The sequence below is a fragment of the Thalassospira sp. SM2505 genome, assembly GCF_054901115.1.
Map to the genome: position 1 here is coordinate 2,957,148 of NZ_CM142731.1, position 20,388 is coordinate 2,977,535.

The 20,388-nt window shown below is 53.4% G+C and carries 18 protein-coding genes; all 18 read right to left on the reverse strand.

Annotated features, from left to right (window positions below; genetic code table 11):
* Positions 1-7: 7 nt before the first annotated feature.
* Positions 8-826, reverse strand: a complete 819-nt coding sequence (locus ACTU44_RS13955) for a phosphatidate cytidylyltransferase (RefSeq protein WP_258548644.1) — start codon at positions 824-826, stop codon at positions 8-10.
* Positions 813-1,553 (reverse strand): isoprenyl transferase, encoded by a 741-nt coding sequence (locus ACTU44_RS13960; protein ID WP_114097370.1) that lies wholly within the window; start codon positions 1,551-1,553, stop codon positions 813-815. Before ACTU44_RS13960 ends, ACTU44_RS13955 begins: the two co-directional genes overlap by 14 nt.
* Before the next feature lie 2 nt (positions 1,554-1,555).
* Positions 1,556-2,119 carry a ribosome recycling factor gene (gene frr, locus ACTU44_RS13965; RefSeq protein WP_114097369.1) on the reverse strand — a complete coding sequence of 188 codons (564 nt, stop codon included), beginning with the start codon at positions 2,117-2,119 and terminating at the stop codon, positions 1,556-1,558.
* A gap of 2 nt (positions 2,120-2,121) precedes the next feature.
* Complete coding sequence (gene pyrH, locus ACTU44_RS13970) at positions 2,122-2,853, reverse strand: UMP kinase (RefSeq protein ID WP_068518933.1); 732 nt, start codon at positions 2,851-2,853, stop codon at positions 2,122-2,124.
* Between the two features lie 165 nt (positions 2,854-3,018).
* On the reverse strand, positions 3,019-3,942 hold the full coding sequence (gene tsf, locus ACTU44_RS13975) for a translation elongation factor Ts (protein WP_114097368.1): 924 nt from the start codon (positions 3,940-3,942) through the stop codon (positions 3,019-3,021).
* Between the two features lie 86 nt (positions 3,943-4,028).
* Positions 4,029-4,808 carry a 30S ribosomal protein S2 gene (gene rpsB / locus ACTU44_RS13980; RefSeq protein ID WP_336081220.1) on the reverse strand — a complete coding sequence of 260 codons (780 nt, stop codon included), beginning with the start codon at positions 4,806-4,808 and terminating at the stop codon, positions 4,029-4,031.
* A 231-nt stretch (positions 4,809-5,039) separates the two neighbouring features.
* The gene (gene dnaE / locus ACTU44_RS13985) at positions 5,040-8,525 is read right to left on the reverse strand and encodes a DNA polymerase III subunit alpha (RefSeq protein ID WP_114097366.1); all 3,486 of its coding nucleotides are present in this window, start codon (positions 8,523-8,525) and stop codon (positions 5,040-5,042) included.
* A 99-nt stretch (positions 8,526-8,624) separates the two neighbouring features.
* Positions 8,625-9,359 (reverse strand): ABC transporter ATP-binding protein, encoded by a 735-nt coding sequence (locus ACTU44_RS13990; protein ID WP_462095704.1) that lies wholly within the window; start codon positions 9,357-9,359, stop codon positions 8,625-8,627.
* On the reverse strand, positions 9,352-10,602 hold the full coding sequence (locus ACTU44_RS13995) for a lipoprotein-releasing ABC transporter permease subunit (protein WP_462095705.1): 1,251 nt from the start codon (positions 10,600-10,602) through the stop codon (positions 9,352-9,354). The genes ACTU44_RS13990 and ACTU44_RS13995 overlap by 8 nt, the downstream gene beginning before the upstream one ends.
* A gap of 112 nt (positions 10,603-10,714) precedes the next feature.
* Entirely contained in the window at positions 10,715-12,034 is a 1,320-nt protein-coding gene (proS, locus tag ACTU44_RS14000) for a proline--tRNA ligase (RefSeq protein ID WP_114097363.1), read from the reverse strand.
* Between the two features lie 167 nt (positions 12,035-12,201).
* Complete coding sequence (locus ACTU44_RS14005; protein WP_336081230.1) at positions 12,202-12,759, reverse strand: hypothetical protein; 558 nt, start codon at positions 12,757-12,759, stop codon at positions 12,202-12,204.
* Positions 12,760-13,175: 416 nt separating this feature from the next.
* The gene (locus ACTU44_RS14010; RefSeq protein WP_114097525.1) at positions 13,176-13,415 is read right to left on the reverse strand and encodes a DUF1467 family protein; all 240 of its coding nucleotides are present in this window, start codon (positions 13,413-13,415) and stop codon (positions 13,176-13,178) included.
* 104 nt (positions 13,416-13,519) lie between these two features.
* Positions 13,520-13,924: a methylmalonyl-CoA epimerase gene (gene mce, locus ACTU44_RS14015; protein ID WP_044826779.1), complete on the reverse strand. Its 405-nt coding sequence runs from the start codon at positions 13,922-13,924 to the stop codon at positions 13,520-13,522.
* A gap of 145 nt (positions 13,925-14,069) precedes the next feature.
* Positions 14,070-15,746, reverse strand: a complete 1,677-nt coding sequence (locus ACTU44_RS14020) for a ribonuclease J (RefSeq protein WP_181850172.1) — start codon at positions 15,744-15,746, stop codon at positions 14,070-14,072.
* A gap of 73 nt (positions 15,747-15,819) precedes the next feature.
* The gene (locus ACTU44_RS14025) at positions 15,820-16,611 is read right to left on the reverse strand and encodes a type III pantothenate kinase (RefSeq protein WP_114097361.1); all 792 of its coding nucleotides are present in this window, start codon (positions 16,609-16,611) and stop codon (positions 15,820-15,822) included.
* Between the two features lie 42 nt (positions 16,612-16,653).
* On the reverse strand, positions 16,654-17,412 hold the full coding sequence (locus ACTU44_RS14030; protein ID WP_336081238.1) for a biotin--[acetyl-CoA-carboxylase] ligase: 759 nt from the start codon (positions 17,410-17,412) through the stop codon (positions 16,654-16,656).
* A gap of 2 nt (positions 17,413-17,414) precedes the next feature.
* Positions 17,415-18,854: an NADH-quinone oxidoreductase subunit NuoN gene (nuoN, locus tag ACTU44_RS14035; protein ID WP_258548643.1), complete on the reverse strand. Its 1,440-nt coding sequence runs from the start codon at positions 18,852-18,854 to the stop codon at positions 17,415-17,417.
* Between the two features lie 11 nt (positions 18,855-18,865).
* A complete protein-coding gene (locus ACTU44_RS14040) occupies positions 18,866-20,383 on the reverse strand; it encodes an NADH-quinone oxidoreductase subunit M (protein WP_114097358.1) in 1,518 nt (505 codons plus the stop codon).
* Between the last annotated feature and the right edge of the window lie 5 nt (positions 20,384-20,388).

The following is a 20,388-nucleotide window of genomic DNA, read 5'->3' on the forward strand; positions in this document are numbered from 1 at the left end:
GACCGCCCTATCGCAAGGCAAGCCCTGCGAAACAGATAATAATAAACGCAACCGGAAACACCGAAAGCATTCCGTCAGCACGATCAAGAAGACCACCATGTCCAGGGATCAGATTGCTGCTGTCTTTGACCTTGAAGTGGCGTTTGAGCGCAGACTCACCAAGATCGCCAATTTGGGCAACAACAGCCAGAACCATGCTGACCCCGACAATATTCCAGTTGATCTGATCGGCACTGAAATAGGTTACAATTGCACCAATGAGACCAGCACAAACCATCCCCCCGATCAGCCCGGCCCAGGTTTTTTTGGGACTGAAGCGCGGAGCGAGCTTCGGACCGCCAATCGTCTTGCCAAATGCGTATCCGCCGGTATCTGTCGCCCAGACAAGGAAGAACAGCCACATGATCGTTAAAAGACCATCAGGGTCCTGATTGCGCAGCCAGAGTGCCGCAAGTGCTGCCACAGAGACATACAGAACACCAAATCCGGCCAAAAGCCAGTTTCGCCCTGCACGTGCAGCAGCAATAATTGTGCTGATCGCGATCGGCAGCACGATGAATTCATCTTGTCCCGCAACTTGCATCAGAATGGCAACGCCAAGCGCAACAGCCGCTACAACAGAAATGCCGTTAGAAAATTTCGGAGCACACATGCGCGACCATTCCCACATCATGCCCGCGGAAAATACGAACAACAGAATGTCGAAATAAGGCGCCCCGAACCACACAGCAGCAATAGCCACCGGCGTCATAACCAACGCAGAAAGAATGCGCGGCTTCAATCCGGAATTATTATCTTTAAGACGGTCGGCTTCAGATGACAGCACCAAAACGCCGCTCCCGTCCGGCAAAGTTATCTATCGCTTTTTCCAGATGGGCCCGGTCAAAGTCCGGCCAAAGAACATCTTCAAAGATGAATTCAGTGTAAGCCGACTGCCACAAAAGGAAATTGCTGATGCGTTGTTCACCACTGGTTCTGATCAAAAGATCCGGATCAGGAATGCCAACTGTTGACAGATTCTGCTCGATGATATCTTCGGTAATCGCATCGGCTGAGATTTCGCCTGCCGCCACTTTTCTTGCGATCTCGCGCATGGCATGAGCAATCTCTGCACGCGCCCCGTAACTCAAGGCAATCGTCAGATTAAGACGGGTATTTCCGCTGGTTTGTTCTTCGGCCTTGTCGAGCAATGCACGAATATCATCAGCAAAGCGCGACCTATCACCGATGATACGGATTTTGATACCGTTTTTATGCAATGTCGCAAGCTCGCGCTTCAGAAACAGACGCAGCAGCCCCATCAGGTCACTGACTTCACTTTCCGGACGCTTCCAGTTTTCCGTCGAAAACCCGTAAAGCGTCAGATACTCAATTCCAAGGGCGACTGATGCTTCGATCGTGCGACGAACAGCGTCGACACCGGCACGATGCCCCATGGTACGCGGGCGCCCACGCCCACGCGCCCAGCGCCCGTTGCCATCCATAATGATAGCAACATGACGCGGAACCGTCCGGGTATCTGAAGGTTGGGTTTGCGAAGAAAACACAGCCATAATCAGACTTGCATGATTTCCTGTTCTTTATTTGCCAGCGTCTCGTCGATCTCGGCAATGACCTTATCGGTCAGCTTCTGGATCTCTTTTTCTTCGCTGTGCATCTCGTCTTTGGAAATCTCGCTGTCTTTTTCCCATTTTTTCAGCTGATCCATGCCGTCACGACGCACGTTGCGGACCGACACCTTGGCTTGTTCGGCATATTTTCCTGCAACCTTGGACAGCTCAGCGCGGCGTTCTTCGTTCAGTGCCGGGATCGGAACGCGAACAAGCGTACCATCAGCAGCCGGGTTAAGACCCAGCCCGGAATCACGGATGGCTTTCTCGACGGATTTCACCATCGACTTGTCCCAGACCTGAACCGAAAGCATACGTGCTTCGGGAACGCTGACAGATGCCACCTGGTTAAGCGGGGTCGGAACGCCATAGGCTTCAACCATGACCGGCTCAAGAAGGCTCACACTGGCGCGCCCGGTACGCAGACCGGTGAATTCCTTGTGCAATACTTCGACTGCCCCTTCCATACGGCGGGACAGGTCCTTTTTTAGGCCAGCAACGTCAGACACGTTCAGTCTCCATTCGAAATAATCGTAAACGTCCCCTTTGCAGTAACGACGTCTGCAAAGGCACCCGGATTATGCAAAGAAAATACGATAACCGGAATATCATTTTCGCGAGCCAAAGAAATAGCCGATGCATCCATCACACGCAAATCTTTGGACAAAACTTCCATATAGGTAAGTTGGTCGTAACGTTCTGCTGTGGGATCGGTTTTCGGGTCAGCGGTGTAAACACCATCAACCTGAGTCCCCTTAAGCAGCGCATCGCAACCCATTTCAACAGCACGCAATGCAGCCGCCGTATCCGTTGTGAAGAACGGGTTACCGGTACCCGCAGCAAAGATGACGACCCGGCCCTTTTCCATGTGACGGACAGCCCGACGGCGGATATAGGGCTCACAAACAGAAGACATCGGGATGGCAGACTGAACACGGGTCTGAACGCCATGGCGCTCAAGCGCATTCTGAACGGCCAGCGCATTCATGATGGTCGCCAGCATGCCCATATAGTCGGCGGTTGCGCGTTCCATACCCTGCGAGGCCCCTTTGACGCCGCGGAAGATGTTTCCGCCGCCAATCACCATGCAAACTTCGGCACCCATGTCATGAACGGCTTTGATTTCGCTGGCAATCCGGTCAACCGTTTCAGGATCAATCCCGTATTGCTGTTTCCCTAAAAGCCCTTCACCCGAGAGCTTAAGAAGAACGCGGCGAAATTTCAGTTGGCCGTTTTCTGCCATATCTCAATGCCTCTTAAATGCCGATGTAACGCATTGCCCGAACACGGGAAATGCAAAATTCAGATATAAAAAGACCGGCGAGTAACAGGGCGGACATGCGCTGCCGACCTCGCCGGTCTGGATCATACACGAAATGATGCGCGAAGCACCATTCCGATCATATGTTTATTTCTTCAGCTGCTCAGCAACTTCTGCAGCAAAGTCTTTTTCTTCTTTCTCGATGCCTTCACCGAGTTCGAAGCGGACAAAGCCCTTAAGGGTGATCGGCTTGCCAGCTTCTTTAGCAGCATTTGCGATCACGTCTTTGACTTTGTTTTCACCGTCAATAACGAAGGTCTGCTCAACCAGAACGACCTGCTCGTAATATTTACGGATACGACCTTCAATCATCTTCTCGATGATTTCTGCCGGGCGACCGGATTCTTTGGCCTGCTCGGTCAGAACGGCTTTCTCGCGCTCGACCAGTTCAGGATCCAGATCTTCAACGGTTGCCGATGCCGGATTGGTTGCCGCAATGTGCATTGCGATCTGTTTGCCCAAACCGTCAAGAACAGCGGCATCAGCTTCCGATTCCAGAGCAACCAGAACACCGATTTTACCGAGGTTAGCAGCAACTGCCGAGTGGATGTAGGACGCAACGACGCCCTTCTCAACCGACAGACCAGCCGAACGGCGCAACGACATGTTTTCGCCGATGGTAGCGATCATGTGAGTGACCTGCTCTTCGACGTTACGTGAAGTACCCGGGAAAGCAGTAGCTTTAAGGGCATCAATGTCGCCATTTGCAGCAACAGCCTGGGTCGCGATTTCACCGACAAACTTCTGGAAGTCTTCGTTACGAGAAACGAAATCGGTTTCCGAGTTCAGCTCGATAACTGCACCTTTGTTGCCGTCAACAGCAACAGAAACCAGACCTTCGGCAGCAACACGGCCAGCTTTCTTGGCGGCAGCTGCAAGACCTTTGGTGCGCAGCCAGTCAACAGCTGCTTCAAGGTTACCATCGGTTTCGGAAAGCGCTTTCTTGCAATCCATCATGCCAGCGCCGGTGGTTTCGCGAAGCTCTTTTACGAGAGCAGCGGTAATAGCCATTTTTAAAGCCCCTATTACGCGATCAGGTGAACACCTAACAAAACGGCGGCATGCTAGCCGCCGTTTCATCAGATACAAAGTGAAACTTATGCGGAAGCTTCTTCTGCAGCTTCAACTGCGGCAGCTGCTTCGGCCGGAACTTCTTCCGCTTCGCCGAGATCTGCGCCAGAAGCAGTCATTTCTTCCTGGATACCGTCCAGAACAGAACCAACGAACAGGTCACAATACAGCTGGATCGCACGGATCGCATCGTCGTTGCCCGGAATCGGGTACTGAACGTTTGCCGGATCAGAGTTGGAATCGAGGATTGCAACGACCGGAATGTTCAGGTTCTTTGCTTCATGAACAGCAAGTGCTTCTTTGTTGGTGTCAACCACGACGATGATGTCCGGAAGACCACCCATGTCCTTGATACCGCCAAGTGCGCGCTCAAGCTTGTCGCGCGAACGGGTCAGGTTCAGGATTTCTTTTTTGGTCAGACCTTCTGCACCTGCAGACAGGATTTCTTCCTGTTCTTTAAGGCGTTTGATCGAATTGGAAACAGTATTCCAGTTGGTCAGCATGCCGCCGAGCCAGCGATGGTTCACATAGTACTGGCCGCAACGCTTTGCAGCGTCTGCGATGATCGGGGAAGCCTGACGCTTGGTACCGACGAAGAGAACACGACCGCCCGAAGCAGTTACGTCGCGAACAGCCTGCATCGCACGATGCAGCATCGGGACGGTTTCCTGCAGGTTCAGGATGTGGATGTCGTTACGTGCACCAAAGATGAATTTTTTCATCTTCGGGTTCCAACGGCGGGTGTGGTGACCAAAGTGGACACCAGCTTCCATGAGCTGGCGCATGGTAAAGGTTGGCAATGCCATAATAGTTCCTACCTTTTTCCGGTTAATACCTCCGCGAAAGGGAATTTCACGCCTCATGCATGAAACACCGGATGGACGAGTTGCCATATGACGGCAGTCGCCGCTCTTCCGCGTGCGATGTTCGGGGCGGGTTTTAATCCCGTACCGACAAGAATGCAAGCCCTAAAGTGCGCATTTCTGCGCGCTTTGTGAAGGATCGAACCAATTTAACAGATCACACAATGGAATTGATCAGATTTCTTCGGCGAATTCGACACCGGGAATGGCACCGATCGCCCCGATAAGGGACGGACCGACCTTGTATTTGTCGTCAAGCTCGATTTCGGCCATCCGGCCGTCATCACAGACAGACGAAAGCGTCACAAGACCACGCCCCTTTCCCGCACCTTCGAGAAGCTGGCGAATTTCAGCAACCGGATCGGGGCGGTTCAGGCGAATACGGATGCCCTCAGCGGCACCGGCAACGGCCTGCTCCAGATCCTCGACGCGCTGTCCCTGAATACGCAACTGTCCCTCGCGCATCTCGGCGGCCACCACGAGCAGTACGGGACGACCCGCATTGATGATTTCCTTATAGGCTGCCCAGGCTTCGGCCCAAAAAGCGACCTCGAAACTTCCAGTCGGATCCGAGAACATTACAAAGGCAAACTTTGACCCGTTCTTTTTTGATATCATTTCGCGCGCGTTGATCAATGTCCCGGCAAGGCGAATGGCGCCCTTGTTCTGTGCACGCATGCGGGCCGGCAGTTCCTTGATCGGGGCAATCCCGATCCGCTGGATACTTTTACCAAATGTATCAAGGGGATGAGCCGACAAATAAAAACCGATGGCCGAGAATTCCTCGGTCAGCTTTTCCATCGGCACCCAGTCACGTTCATCCGGCAGACGGATCTTGTCTTTGCCAAAGCCGCTACTGTCACCGAACATTGAAATCTGATCATCGTTGCGGGCCTGCATTTCACGCTGGGCAACGGCGATTACCTTGTCGACATTCTCGAACATGACCTTGCGATTGGGTGACAGGCAGTCAAGGGCCCCTGCCCGTACAAGGTTTTCAAGCAAACGCTTGTTCACAGCACGGCTGTCAATACGTGATGCAAAATCGGTTATATCCTTGAAAGGCCCATTGGCCTCGCGTTCCGCCACAAGGCTTTCCATCGCCGCGTCACCAACATTTCGGACCGCGGCCAATGCATAGCGGATCTTGCGCACGCCATCGTGGTTTTCGACGGAAAATGCCACTTGGGAATTATTGACGCATGGTGGCAGGATTTCGATCTCAAGACGTTCGACCTCCTGCTTGAACACCGCAAGTTTTTCGGTGTTATGCATATCGAGCGTCATAAGTGCGGCCATGAACTCGACCGGATAGTTCGCCTTCAGATAAGCCGTCTGATAGGCCACCAGCGCATAAGCAGCGGCGTGGGATTTGTTAAAGCCATAGGATGCGAACTTCGCCACCTGATCGAAGATGTCAGACGCCTGCCCGCGATCAACGCTGTTCTTTTCCGCGCCATCGACAAACAGGCTGCGCTGTTTTTCCATTTCCTCGGCGATTTTCTTACCCATTGCACGGCGCAACAGGTCAGCACCGCCAAGCGAGTAGCCCGCCATGATCTGGGCAAGTTCCATGACTTGCTCCTGATAGATCATGATGCCATAGGTTTCTTCGAGGATCGGCTGCAACATCGGGTGCATATAATCAGGTTCTTCCTGACCGTGCTTACGCGCGATGTAATGCGGAATGTTATCCATCGGCCCCGGACGATAGAGCGCCACGACAGCGATAATATCTTCAAGGGTATCGGGCTTCAGCCCCCGCAAGACATCCTGCATGCCCTGGGATTCAAGCTGGAACACGCCAACCGTTTCCGCAGCAGACAGCAATTTGAACGACGCTCGATCATCAAGAGGAATCGCACTGATATCAAAGTTTTGCGGGACGTCTTTACGTTGAAGCATGAGCTTGACAGCTTCGATGATCACCGTCAGCGTCTTCAGACCAAGGAAGTCAAACTTCACAAGACCGGCATTTTCAACATACTTCATGTTGAACTGGGTGACCGGCATGTCCGAACGCGGATCGCGATAGATCGGGACCAGTTCATCAAGGTCGCGGTCCCCGATCACCACGCCCGCCGCGTGGGTCGATGAGTTGCGATAAAGCCCTTCGATCTGCATCGCAATTGACAGCAAACGGTCAATATCGGGGTCTTCACGCGCAATCCGGCGAAGGTCGGGTTCCATGTCGATCCCTTCCTTAAGCGGGATCGGCTTGGCTGGATCACCCGGGATCATCTTACAGATCTTGTCGACATAGCCATATGGGATGCTCAGAACGCGACCAACGTCACGCACGGCGGCCTTTGCCTGCAGCTTACCGAAGGTGATGATCTGGGCAACACGATCATGTCCGTATTTCTTCTGGACATATTCGATTACCTCACCGCGCCGGTCCTGACAGAAATCGACGTCAAAGTCAGGCATCGAGACACGTTCCGGATTAAGGAAACGTTCGAACAGCAACGAGAAACGCAACGGATCAAGGTCGGTAATCAAAAGCGCATAGGCAACCAGCGACCCTGCCCCCGAACCACGGCCGGGCCCGACCGGAATCCCGTGATCCTTGGCCCATTGGATAAAGTCCGCAACGATCAGGAAGTAACCGGGGAAGCCCATCTGGTTGATGATGCCCAGTTCGTAATCAAGGCGTTCCCAATATGGTTTGGCGATTTCTTCCTTTTCGGTGTCCGACATGCCTTCGGTATAGACATATTTTTCCAGACGCCCCTTAAGGCCTTCTTCGGACATGTGACGCAATTCATCGACCTCTGTGCGGCCTTCGCCGCAGTCGAATGGCGGCAAGATCGGGTCGATCTTTTCAACGTGCCAGGAACAACGCTTCGCAATCAGAAGCGTATTGTCACAGGCCTCGGGGATATCGGCAAACAAGTCGCGCATTTCGGCTGCGGTCTTGAAGCGGTGATCGGGCGTGAGTTTCCAGCGATCTTCCTGACCAACAACAGCCCCCTGTCCGATACAGATGAAGACGTCGTGCGCTTCATACATATCAATCGACGGGAAATAGCAGTTATTGGTGGCGACAAGCGGCACATTGTGATCATAGGCAAGTTTGATCAATCCGGGCTCGACCAGATCTTCCAGCTCTTCACCGTGGCGCTGCAGTTCAATATACAGACGATCACCGAATATATCCTTGAGCTGGGCAAGGCAATCTTCGGCCTTTTCAACCTGTTCTTCGGCCAGAAGTCGCGCCAGTGGCCCGGTCGGGCCACCGGTCAGGCAAATGACGTGATCGGAATAGGTGCGGATATGCTCGTACAGGGCTTTGGGTTCGCTACCGGCTTCGGATGTCATGTGGGCGCGCGACACAATTTTCAGAAGATTGAAATAACCTTCCTTGTTTTGTGCAATCAGCACCAGACGATCAGGCATCGGTTCGCGGGCGATTTTCCCGACAACGGGTTTATCGCCAAAGCGTTCCACCCCCATCTGAACGCCAAGGATCGGCTGAACACCGCTACCACTAAGTGCGCCAGCAAAATCAAGAGCGCCAAACATGTTGTCGGTATCGGTCATTGCAACGGCAGGCTGGCCGTCAGCAGCACAGAGTTTCGCCAGCTCCTTGGTCGTGATGGCACCTTCGGCAAGCGAATAGTTGGTGTGAACACGAAGATGGACGAAACCGTTTTCCATCGGAGCTAGACCTCTGAGATAAAGTAAAAAGGCAGGTGACACATCGCATTCCGGACCCGGAATACGATGTGTCAGACCAGCTTAAAGAATTTTGATCGCTTAGGAAAGTTCGGCAGGATCAAGTTCGATCAAATGACCATCACGCAGGGTCACGACCCGGTCCATCTGGCGCGCCAGTTCCGGGTTATGGGTCGCGATCAGCGACGCCAGTCCGGTTTCACGTACCAGTGTCATCAACATGCCAAACACAGTTTCTGCCGTCTGCGGATCAAGGTTCCCGGTCGGTTCGTCGGCAAACAGGACATCCGGCACATTGGCGAGTGCGCGGGCAATTGCAACACGCTGTTGTTCGCCGCCCGAAAGGCGTGCCGGGCGGTGATCTGCACGCTTTTCAAGACCAAGACAGCGCAACAGTTCAAGTCCGCGTTCTTCGGCTTCTGCCCGTTTAAGCCCGTTGATCATTTGCGGCATAACGACATTTTCCAATGCGGAAAACTCCGGCAGCAAATGATGGTACTGATAGACAAAACCGATATGCTTTCGACGCATCTCTGTACGGGCAAGATCAGAAAGATCGGTGCTGCGTTTGCCACCAATCGACACCAGACCACCATCGGGCTTTTCCAGAAGTCCGGCAATCTGAAGCAGCGTAGATTTACCGGCACCGGACGGGCCGACAAGGGCGACGATTTCGCCCTGATGAATTTCAAGATCAACCGATTTGAGAATTTCGAGCTGATCTGGCCCCTGATTGAAGATGCGATCAATCTTTTCAAGGCGCAGAACAACATTGCGCGAACGCTGTTTGGCTGTGGTTTTGATCAGATCACTCATAACGCAGGGCCTCCACCGGATCGAGGCGTGACGCACGCCATGCCGGATAGACGGTCGCAAGGAAAGACAAGCTCAGTGACATCACACAAACCAGCACCACTTCGCTGACATCCATGTCCGCAGGAAGCTGCGACAGGAAATAGATCTCGGCGTTAAACAGATCGGTCCCGGTCAGGGTTTGAATGAACTGACGGATATTTTCAATGTTCAGACAGAACAGAACCCCGATGATCAGACCGCTGAGCGTTCCCAGGACACCAATAGAGGCACCTGCAAGGAAGAACACCTTCATGATGGACTGTCTCGTCGCCCCCATTGTTCGCAGGATCGCGATATCGCGTCCCTTGTCCTTCACCAGCATGACCATGCCCGAAATGATGTTAAATGCGGCGACCAGAATAATCAGGGTCAGAATCAGGAACATCACATTGCGTTCGACCTGAAGTGCATTGAAGAATCCAGCATTGGATTGCTGCCAGTTCACAAGTCGCAAGCGTTCACCAGACAACGTGGTCAGCAACTGATCCATGGTATCTCCAAGGACCGAGATATCATCAAGCATGACTTCGAAATGCGTGATCTGTTCAGGCAGACGGAAATAAACCTGGGCTGCTGATAACGGCATGAAGATAAAGCCGCTGTCATATTCATACATGCCAATATCAAACAGACCGGCAACTGTATAAGCCCGGACGCGTGGAACCGCGCCAAACGCTGTTACATTGCCCTTGGGCGAAATCAGGTTGACCGTATCGCCGACACCGACGCCAAGTTTCATGGCAAGGCGCGCACCCATGATCACGGTATCATCGCCCTTGAAGTCATCAAGCGATCCGAAAACGATGTTATCAGCTATCGTCTTGCGCTTTTTGACGTCTTCGGGACGCATACCACGTACAATTGCACCCGATGCACGACCGTTTTTCGATGCCATCACCTGCCCTTCGACCACGGGGACCGTCATCATGACATTTCCGGTCTCGGCGATCTGCTTTTCGATCTTGGCATAGTCACCAATGCCGCCATTGCCCTGCGCATAAACAGAGATATGCCCGTTCAGCCCCAAAATGCGGCCAAGCAGTTCGGCACGGAAACCGTTCATCACCGACATAACGATAATCAGCGTCGCAACACCAAGCATGATGCCAAGCAACGAAAAGATGGCGATGACGGAAACAAAGCCTTCCTGCCGACGTGGACGCAGGTAGCGAAAGGCCACCATACGCTCGAACGGACTGAACATGGGCAATCTATCCTTGTGGAATATGGTCAGGAAATGGTCCGGGTGGCCTGGGCCCCCCAAAGCCGAAATGATAACGGGGCAGCCCTAAGCCGCCCCGTCAAACAATATTTTATCAGGCGCTGATCTGGTTCAGAGCCGCTTCGAATGTGACTTCTGTTTTTTCACCGGTTCTGCGGTTTTTCAGTTCAACCACACCGTTTTTCAAGCCTTTCGGGCCAATCACGATCTGCCATGGCAGACCGATCAGGTCCATATCGGCGAATTTGCCACCAGCACGAATGTCGCGGTCATCATAAAGAACCTCGATGCCAGCGTTCGACAGCTTTGCATAGGCATCTTCACAGGCAGCATCGCATTCATCGTCACCTGTACGCAGGTTGATCAGACCAACCTTGTAAGGTGCAACCGCATCGGGCCAGATAATACCGTTTTCGTCATGCGATGCTTCGATCAATGCACCGACAAGACGCGAGACGCCAATGCCGTAGGAGCCCATCATGACCGGAACTTCCTTGCCATCCGGGCCAAGAACAGTCGCGCCCATCGGTTCGGAATATTTGGTTCCGAAGTGGAAGATATGGCCGACTTCGATCCCGCGGGTCGCGATCAGGTCATCACCCGAAATCGGGCTGTTGGCCGGATCGTGCTTTTCTTCGGTAGCGGCATAATCAACCAGCGTACCCTGCACCCAGTTTTCCAGAGCAGTACGGTCATTAAGATCAACGCCCTTGCCGCTCAGGTCCTTGGCGAGCCACTTCTGGTCGCAGAAGACTTCGCTTTCGCCGGTATCGGCGAGAATGATGAATTCATGGCTCAGATCACCACCAATCGGTCCGGTATCAGCAACCATCGGAATGGCCTTGACGCCCAGACGGGTGAAGGTCCGGCAATATGCCAGGAACATCTTGTTATAGGCGTGACGCGAGCTTTCGTAATCGATATCGAACGAATAGGCATCCTTCATCAGGAATTCGCGCCCGCGCATCACGCCAAAGCGCGGGCGGATCTCGTCACGGAACTTCCACTGAATGTGATACAGCAGCTGCGGCAGCTGTTTGTAGGAACGCACATCCTTACGGAAGATATCGGTGATGGCTTCTTCGTTGGTCGGACCAAACAGCATCTGACGATCATGGCGGTCCGTAATGCGCAGCATCTCAAGACCGTAATCGTCATAACGACCACTTTCCTGCCAAAGCTCCGCCGGCTGGATCGTCGGCATCAGCAATTCGTTGCAACCAACAGCGTCCTGTTCTTCACGAACAATCTGTTCGATCTTTTTAAGAACACGGTAGCCAAGCGGCAACCATGAATAGATCCCTGACGTGAGCTGACGCACCATGCCGGCGCGCAGCATCAGACGATGAGAAACGATCTGTGCTTCTGACGGGGTTTCCTTCAGGGTCGGCAGAAAGAACTGGGAAAGACGCATCAATGCCTCGTGATGATCAAATCTGAATATGTGGGTGTATAAACCTTGCCCGGAAAATGCGACAGCACAGCCCGAAACGCAAGCCGGAACTTCGTAATATGATCCCGGCCTGCATAGTTTTAAATGATGGCAAAACTGCGATGGTCGAAATCAGGCGCGTATTCCGATCAGCGAAAGCCCGCTTCGCGACAAGCGGCGATCAGTTCGTCACTATATGCCTCGTCGCCCAGCGGCTGATCATTAAAGTACACCCGGCCGTTGCGATATGTAATTTTGCCAATCGACTGCTCGCCGCTAACACCGTCCGGCACTGCGATGCCGCTATATGCGAAGAAGTCCAGCGTCACCGGAAATTCGATTTCCTTTGGCAAGGATTGCAAAATATTGCTGCCCCCATTCAGATCAGCTCCGACAACCTTGTTGCCACGAACATCAACACCGGGCTGATAGGCAACATCCGCATCCGGCACGTGTTGCACCAAAGCACGACAAGCCGACTTTGACACAGTGATCGTCTGTTTGACATCCTCGACAACCGGAGACGTCGCGTCGGCATCCCCGGTCAGCGGATTTTCTTGCGAAGATGGGAACGGGGATTCGGCCTGCCCCATCGCCCCGGACACCGGAACCGCAATCATCAAGGTTGCAGAAACAACCGCCAATAGTCTGATTTTTAGGCCCAAGCCATGGCTGGAAATAGGTTCGACCAATGGAATATTAGTCATCTTGTAGTTTCACCCTATCTGTGTGCGGTGCAGCATCGAAACATTTGTGAAGTTTGGTCAAAACATCTTGCATAAAACTGAAACATGTGGCTTTTTAATCCTCCGCTTTCGGCGCAAGATCGTTGCGGGAGGCGTATCGCAGCCGCTCATAAAATTGCGGGAGGCTTTGTTGCCAATAAGCATACAAGAAGCAGGCGCGACGTCGAATTAAAACCTGTGCTACATGCCCAGGTCTTAGGAGGAAGCATAAAAAAGATTACGGGAAAATAGCTATAAAAATAGCATCTTAGCAAGATCCTCGCGATCTTGCTTTTTTTTTGCTCCTGCCCGTCCAATCCGATTTTGTGCAGTCTTTAACGACAAAACCCCGCAGAATTTTGTGCGGGGTTTTATGTTATCTGCAATGACTGTCTGGTTTATTGCGGCGGGCGGACTTCGATCATGCCACTGGTAATCACAAAGACCGCAACAGCCCACAAAATTGCTGAAATGACACTGGTGGCGAAGACCTTTTTCCACATATGGGCTTTTTGCGGTGCGCCGCTGTCATTTCCGGGTTCAACATTTTCCTCGCGCTTCACGCCGAATGGTAAAACCATGAACAGAACAAGCCACCAGATAACGATATAGACCAGCAGTCCTGAAAACCAGTTCATGAGTTTCTCTTCTTTGTGGTGGGCAAAATTCTTGTCGGTGGGAAACAGCACATCTGCCAGGTGATATCATCACGGGACAGGTGCCTTGATTGCACGGTGTGTTGTCAAACCTGCTCAAGTTCGACCAGTGTGCCGTTGAAATCCTTGGGATGCAGGAACAGAACCGGCTTTCCATGTGCCCCGATCTTTGGTTCACCATCACCAAGCACGCGCGCGCCGCTTGCCTGAAGCTTGTCTCGTGCTGCCAGAATGTCATCAACCTCATAGCAAACATGGTGAATGCCGCCAGACGCATTCTTTTCAAGGAATCCCTTGATCGGTGAATTCTCGCCCAGTGGATAAAGCAATTCGATCTTGGTATTGGGCAGTTCGACAAAAACCACCGTCACGCCGTGATCGGGTTCGTCCTGTGGCTCGGATACTTTGGCCCCAAGGACATCACGATACTGCGCAATGCCTGCTTCAAGGTCCGGTACGGCGATGGCGACGTGATTTAGCCGTCCAATCATGGTCTTGCTCCTGCGAATGTGATCTGCCCGATCAGCGTCAATCTAGGATAGCCGAACGCCAAAAGACAATTCCCCATTTCGTCGAACAGGCAATTAATCGTCGGGTTCTTTCCGGGGACTGTGATCGGGGTCGCTTTACGGGCAATCAGCTCTTTTCCGTGACACGTACCAGATGGACTTCGATCAGCGGGCGTTTGCCAAGACGCTGGCGCACCGGACGACGCAAGGCCTGACGAACGGCAAGGATAACAGCCGCATCATCAAGAACCTCGTCGTCATTAAGCTGATCTACCCGATTGCCGATTTCAGCAGCGAAATGATCCAGACGCGTTTCGTCTCCCGGCTCGTCAAACAGGCTGGGGGCCGTGATCATCGGATCATTGACCATTTCACCGAACTGGTTGAGCACCAGGGTGACAAACATGACACCATTCCAGACGATCCGGTTACGGTTGCGGATGGTATCGGCATCACGCTTAAGCAGGCGCCCGCCATCAAGGGCAAGAATGCCTGCCTCGGCAACACCGATCACATGTGCTTCGCCCGGTGACAGACGGATGACCGTGCCATCATGGGGAATGACTTGTTCGGGGATCTGGCATTCTGCGCCCAGTGCCGCCTGTTCACACAGATGACGGGTTTCCCCATGCACCGGAACAAGGATTTTCGGACGGGTCAGCTGATACATCCGCGTCAGGTCTTCACGTCCGGGATGGCCTGAAACATGGATCGGCTCGTCACGTGCAGTAATGACCTTGATGCCACGACGGATCAGAAGATTCTGGATATAGCCGATGGATTTCTCGTTCCCCGGAATCTCACGGGCCGAGAAAACAACCGTGTCACCGGGATCAAGTTCGACCGTCGGATGATCGCCCTTGGCAATGCGCGACAATGCAGCACGCGGTTCGCCCTGTGATCCCGTGCAAATCAAAAGAACCTGATCCTTGGGTACTTCCATGGCTTCGTCATCAGACAGAAGGTTCGGATAGCCGGTCAGATAGCCGACTTCACGCGCAGCCTCGGTAACGCGATTAAGCGACCGCCCGGCAAGACCGACACAGCGCCCGTTTTCATGAGCGGCTTCGATCACTGACTGAACACGCGCGACGTTGGTGGCAAAGCAGGCAACGGCAATGCGCCCCTGTGGATGCTCCTTAAACAGGGTCGACAAATTCTTGGCAACGTCGCCTTCTGATCCGGTTTTACCTTCGGAAAAGACATTGGTCGAATCACAGACCAGCGCCATCACCCCCTCATCGCCCAAAGCTTCAAGCTTTTTGACATCGGATGCTTCGCCAATCTGGGGGTCAGGGTCGAATTTCCAGTCACCTGTATGGACGATCAATCCCTTGGGCGTGCGGATGGCAAGGGCATTGGGTTCGAGAATCGAATGGGTCATGGTGACAAATTCGATATCAAAGCAGCCCAGTTTGAACCGGCCGCCAAGTTCGATCACGTGGATCGGCACCTGATCGGCAAAATCGGTTTCTGACAGTTTGGCCTTAAGGAACTCCGCCGCAAACGGTGTTGCATAGATCGGACATTTCAGTCGCGGCCACAAATAGGGCACAGCGCCCAGATGGTCTTCATGCGCATGGGTCAGAACAAGACCAAGCAGCTTGTCCTTACGTTCCTCGATAAAGGCCGGGTCGGGCATAACCACGTCAACACCGGGAAGTCCCTCCTCGCCAAAGGAAACACCCATATCAACCATCAGCCACTGATCGTCGTAGCCATAAAGGTTAAGGTTCATGCCAATCTCGCCGGAACCGCCGAGCGGCACAAACAACACTTCGTCTTTTGGCAAATACAAATCCACTGACGGTATTCCTTTACTTTCGGCACTCGGATCAGATACGGGGATCAGTCCCCGTATCCGGCGCAAGCCTTCATCAGGCCTGATTGGCAGTCTTGTTGCTGTTGCGACGGTAAATCATCAACAGCCCCAGCATGGTCAGATCGCCATGCAAATGTTCAATTTCATCTACAGCCTTTGTAAATAGCGGCGCAAGTCCGCCAGTTGCAACGACCTTGATATGCTCAAGGTTTTGCTGTTTGCGGATACGGGCAAGCAGGCCTTCGATCATGGACACATAGCCCCAGTAAACGCCGGACTGCATCGCTTCGACGGTATTTTTACCTACAACATTGCGCGGGGCTTCGATCGCGACCATCGGCAACTGGGCCGCCGCCATGTGAAGGGCCTTGATTGACAGGTTAACACCGGGCGCAATCACACCGCCCAGATAATCACCATTGCTGTCGACAACATCAAAAGTCGTCGCCGTCCCGAAATCAAGAACCACCAGCGGTCCGCCAAACAGGGCGTGGGCTGCGACCGCGTTGACAAGACGGTCAGCACCTACTTCGCTGGGGCGGTCCATGACGATCTTCATATCAAGATCAATCTCCGGGTCCCCAACGACCATCGGTTCAACATCGAAATAACGACGACACAGGGTCTTCAGGCTGAATTCGGCCGCGGGCACCACTGTCGCGATAATCGCGCCCGTGATCGCGTCCACCGGCACACCAGCCAGCGTAAACAGGTGATGTAACCATACGCCCAATTCATCGGCAGTACGTTCTGTGGTGGTTGAACAACGCCACTGTCCCTTGATGGTATCCCCATCAAATACGGCGAAAACGATGTTGGTGTTCCCGGCGTCAATCGCAAGCAACATGATGCTTACAGGCCTCCGCTAATCGCAAGGGTATCATTCATATCAGGACGCAAAGAAGACTTCGCCAGCCCCGATACGGTGTTCTGTTCCGTTGTCTTCTCTTAGGACAAGTGAACCATCATCATCAAGTCCGACAAAAGTTCCCGACAACTCGCGTTCGGTCAAACGGGCAACAACCGGCTTGCCAATCCCGTATCCGCGTGCGAGCCAGGCTTCGCGAATGGGTGCAAACCCCTCGTTCTCCCAGATCGGCAACCAGTGGGCAATGCGCCCGACATAGGTCGAAACCAGATCATCGACCGAAACCGGCGCACCAAGGGCGGCAAGCGACGTTGCCGGACGTTCGGAGTCCTCGGGGAAAAACGCGACATTCACCCCTGCCCCGATCACAAGGTAATCGGTCGCCGATCCCTGATTGGATGCACTTTCAAGCAGGATGCCGCAAATCTTGCGGCCATTGACCATCAGATCATTGGGCCATTTGCAATCGGGCCGAACCTGATTGCCAGTCACTGTCTCAACCGCCTCGGCCATAGCAACCGCAATCAGAAAAGTCAGGCGTGCTGCGTCTGCCAGCGAACAGGTCGGACGCAACAGCAAGGAAGAATAAAGATTGCCGACCGGTGATGACCAGCCCCGACCGCGACGACCGCGACCGGATGTTTGTGTTCTTGCTAGAACAAGGGCGCCACTTTGGGCGCCCTTGTCTGCGAGGCGCTTGGCCTCATCATTTGTGCTGTCGATCGCTTCCAGTTCATGAAGGTAGAACCCTTCGGGAAGACGGATCGTTCGCGCTGTCATTCTTACATTCCGAACAGGGATGCCGCAGCGGCAGCTGCGCTGTCCATCAGAAGGTTCGGGAAGAAGACAAAGGCAAGGATGATAATCGTGGCAACAGCCATGATCACGTTCATCTCGGTGCCATTGCGATCGAACCCTTCGACCGGCTCATCGAAATACATGACCTTGATGATGCGCAGATAGTAATACGCACTGACAACCGAAGTCACGAGACCGATAACAGCAAGCGTCACAAGACCGGCATCAACAGCTGCCTTGAAGACATAGAACTTGCCAAAGAAGCCAGCAAGCGGCGGAATACCGGCCATCGAGAACATCAGGATCGCGGTAATCGCAGCCATCAGCGGCTTGGTTTTGGCAAGGCCTGCAAGATCGGTGATCTCTTCGGCCATACGGTCATTACGACGCATGCACAGGATGACCGCAAAGGTGCCCAGGTTCATGACAAGGTAAATGCCAAGATAAACCAGAATACCGGTAACACCGTCCTTGGTGCCTGCTGCCAGACCGACCAGCGCAAAACCAACGTGACCAATGGACGAATAGGCCATCAGACGTTTGATGTTTTCCTGACGAAGTGCGGCAAAAGAACCAACAGCCATCGACAGGATCGAAATCAGAACGATGATCTGCTGCCAGTCTTCAACAACACCGCCAAACGGGCCGATAGCGACACGGATAAAAAGTGCAAGACCTGCAATCTTCGGAGCAACCGCAAAGAAGGACGTGACCGGGGTCGGCGCACCTTCATAGACGTCCGGAGTCCACATGTGGAACGGAACAGCGGAAACCTTGAAGCACAGACCAGCAAAGATGAACGCCATACCGACCATCGCGCCAACCGGCAGGTTGCCAGCAACCAGGGTTTCTGCAAGCACGTCAAAATTGGTGGTTCCGGTGAAACCGTAAACCATCGACATGCCATAAAGCAGAATGCCCGAAGCGATCGAACCAAGAATGAAGTATTTCAGACCCGATTCCGTCGAACGCACCGTGTCACGGCGAATAGCAGCAACAACATAAAGTGCAAGCGACTGCAGTTCGAGACCGAGATACAACGACAGCATATCGGTTGCCGAAACCATCGCCATCATGCCAAGGGTGGCAAGGGTGATCAGGATCGGGAACTCGAAACGTGACATATTTTCGCGTTCGGCAAAGTTCATTGCCATGATGATACCGGTTGCAGAACCGATCAGGATCATGACCTTGCAGAACTTGGCAAAGGCATCAGCCGTGAACTGACCATAGAAAGCAGTTCCGCCCTCGCCTGCCACCACCAGAACGATGGTAACAAGCTGAACAGCAACGGCCAGCCAGGATACAGTACGGAAGGCTTTGTCCTTGCCTGCGAAAACCCCAAGCATCAACAGCGCCAAGGCAGAAACTGCCATAAACATTTCGGGCAGTGCGGCCCCGAGGTTGAGCATAGAAACTCCCATGTTCATTCCCCTCAATTCGCGGCCAGCTGGGCGGCATGTGCCGCTGCAGCCTGGGCCGTTTCGACCTGGTTGACGAGGTTTTCAACCGAAACATGCATGATGTCGAGGAAGGAGACCGGATAGACCCCCATCCACAATACAACGACCACCAGCGGTGCGAAGATCAGCCATTCACGCGGACTCAGATCGAGGATTGATTTCAGGTTCTCTTTGGTGAGTGCCCCGAAAATAATCCGGCGATAGAGATACAGCGCATAAGCCGCACCAAGGATCAGACCGGTTGCAGCAAAGAATGCAACCCAGGTGTTTGCTTCGAACGCGCCCAGCAGAGCCAGGATTTCGCCAACGAAACCACCCGTCCCCGGAAGGCCGACAGACGCCATGGTGAAGAACATAAAGATCAGCGCATAGCTCGGCATACGGTGAACAAGACCGCCATAGGCGTCAATTTCACGGGTATGGATGCGGTCATAGACAACGCCAACACACAGGAATAGCGCGCCCGAAACCACACCGTGGCTCAGCATCTGGAAGATCGAACCTTCGATACCGTGCTGGTTAAAGGTGAATGCACCGATGGTCACGATACCCATATGGGCAACCGACGAATATGCAATCAGCTTTTTCATGTCCTGCTGGGCCAGAGCGACCAGCGAGGTATAGATGATTGCAACAATCGACAGCGTGAAGACGAGCGGCGCGAAGGTTTCAGATGCCAGCGGCATCATCGGCAGCGAGAAACGCAGGAAACCGTAACCACCCATCTTCAAAAGGACGCCAGCCAGAATAACCGAACCGGCAGTCGGCGCCTCAACGTGGGCATCCGGAAGCCAGGTATGAACCGGCCACATCGGAACCTTGACCGCGAAGGATGCAAAGAATGCCAGCCACAGCCACAGCTGCATATTATAGCTGAACCCGTGCTCCATCAGGGTCGGAATGTCGGTGGTGCCTGCGTCGAAATACATCGCCAGCAGAGCAACCAGCATCAGAACCGAGCCAAGAAGCGTATAAAGGAACAGCTTGAATGCCGCATAGACACGACGCTGACCGCCCCAGACACCGATGATGATGAACATCGGGATCAGGACACCTTCGAAGAAGAGATAGAACAGCAGACCGTCAAGCGCGCTGAACATGCCGACCATCATCGTTTCAAGAACGAGGAAGGCGATCATGTATTCCTTCACGCGCTTCTGGATGGCTTCCCAGGCCGAAAGAATACAGATCGGCGTCAGGAAGGTCGCAAGCAGGACGAACAGAACGGAAATCCCGTCAACGCCCATGTGATAGGAAATGTTCAGACCCGGCATCCAGTCCGCCTGTTCGACGAACTGGAAATCTGCGGTCGTTGCATCGAAGTTCACCCACAGCATCAAGGAGACGAGGAAGGTGAACCCCGAGGTCCAAAGCGCAACCCAACGGGAATTGCGGGCAACAGTCGCCTCTTCACCATTGATCAGCAGCAGCAAGGCTGCGCCGATCAGCGGCAAGAAGGTGACGATCGAAAGAATTGGCCAATCACTCATCGCCC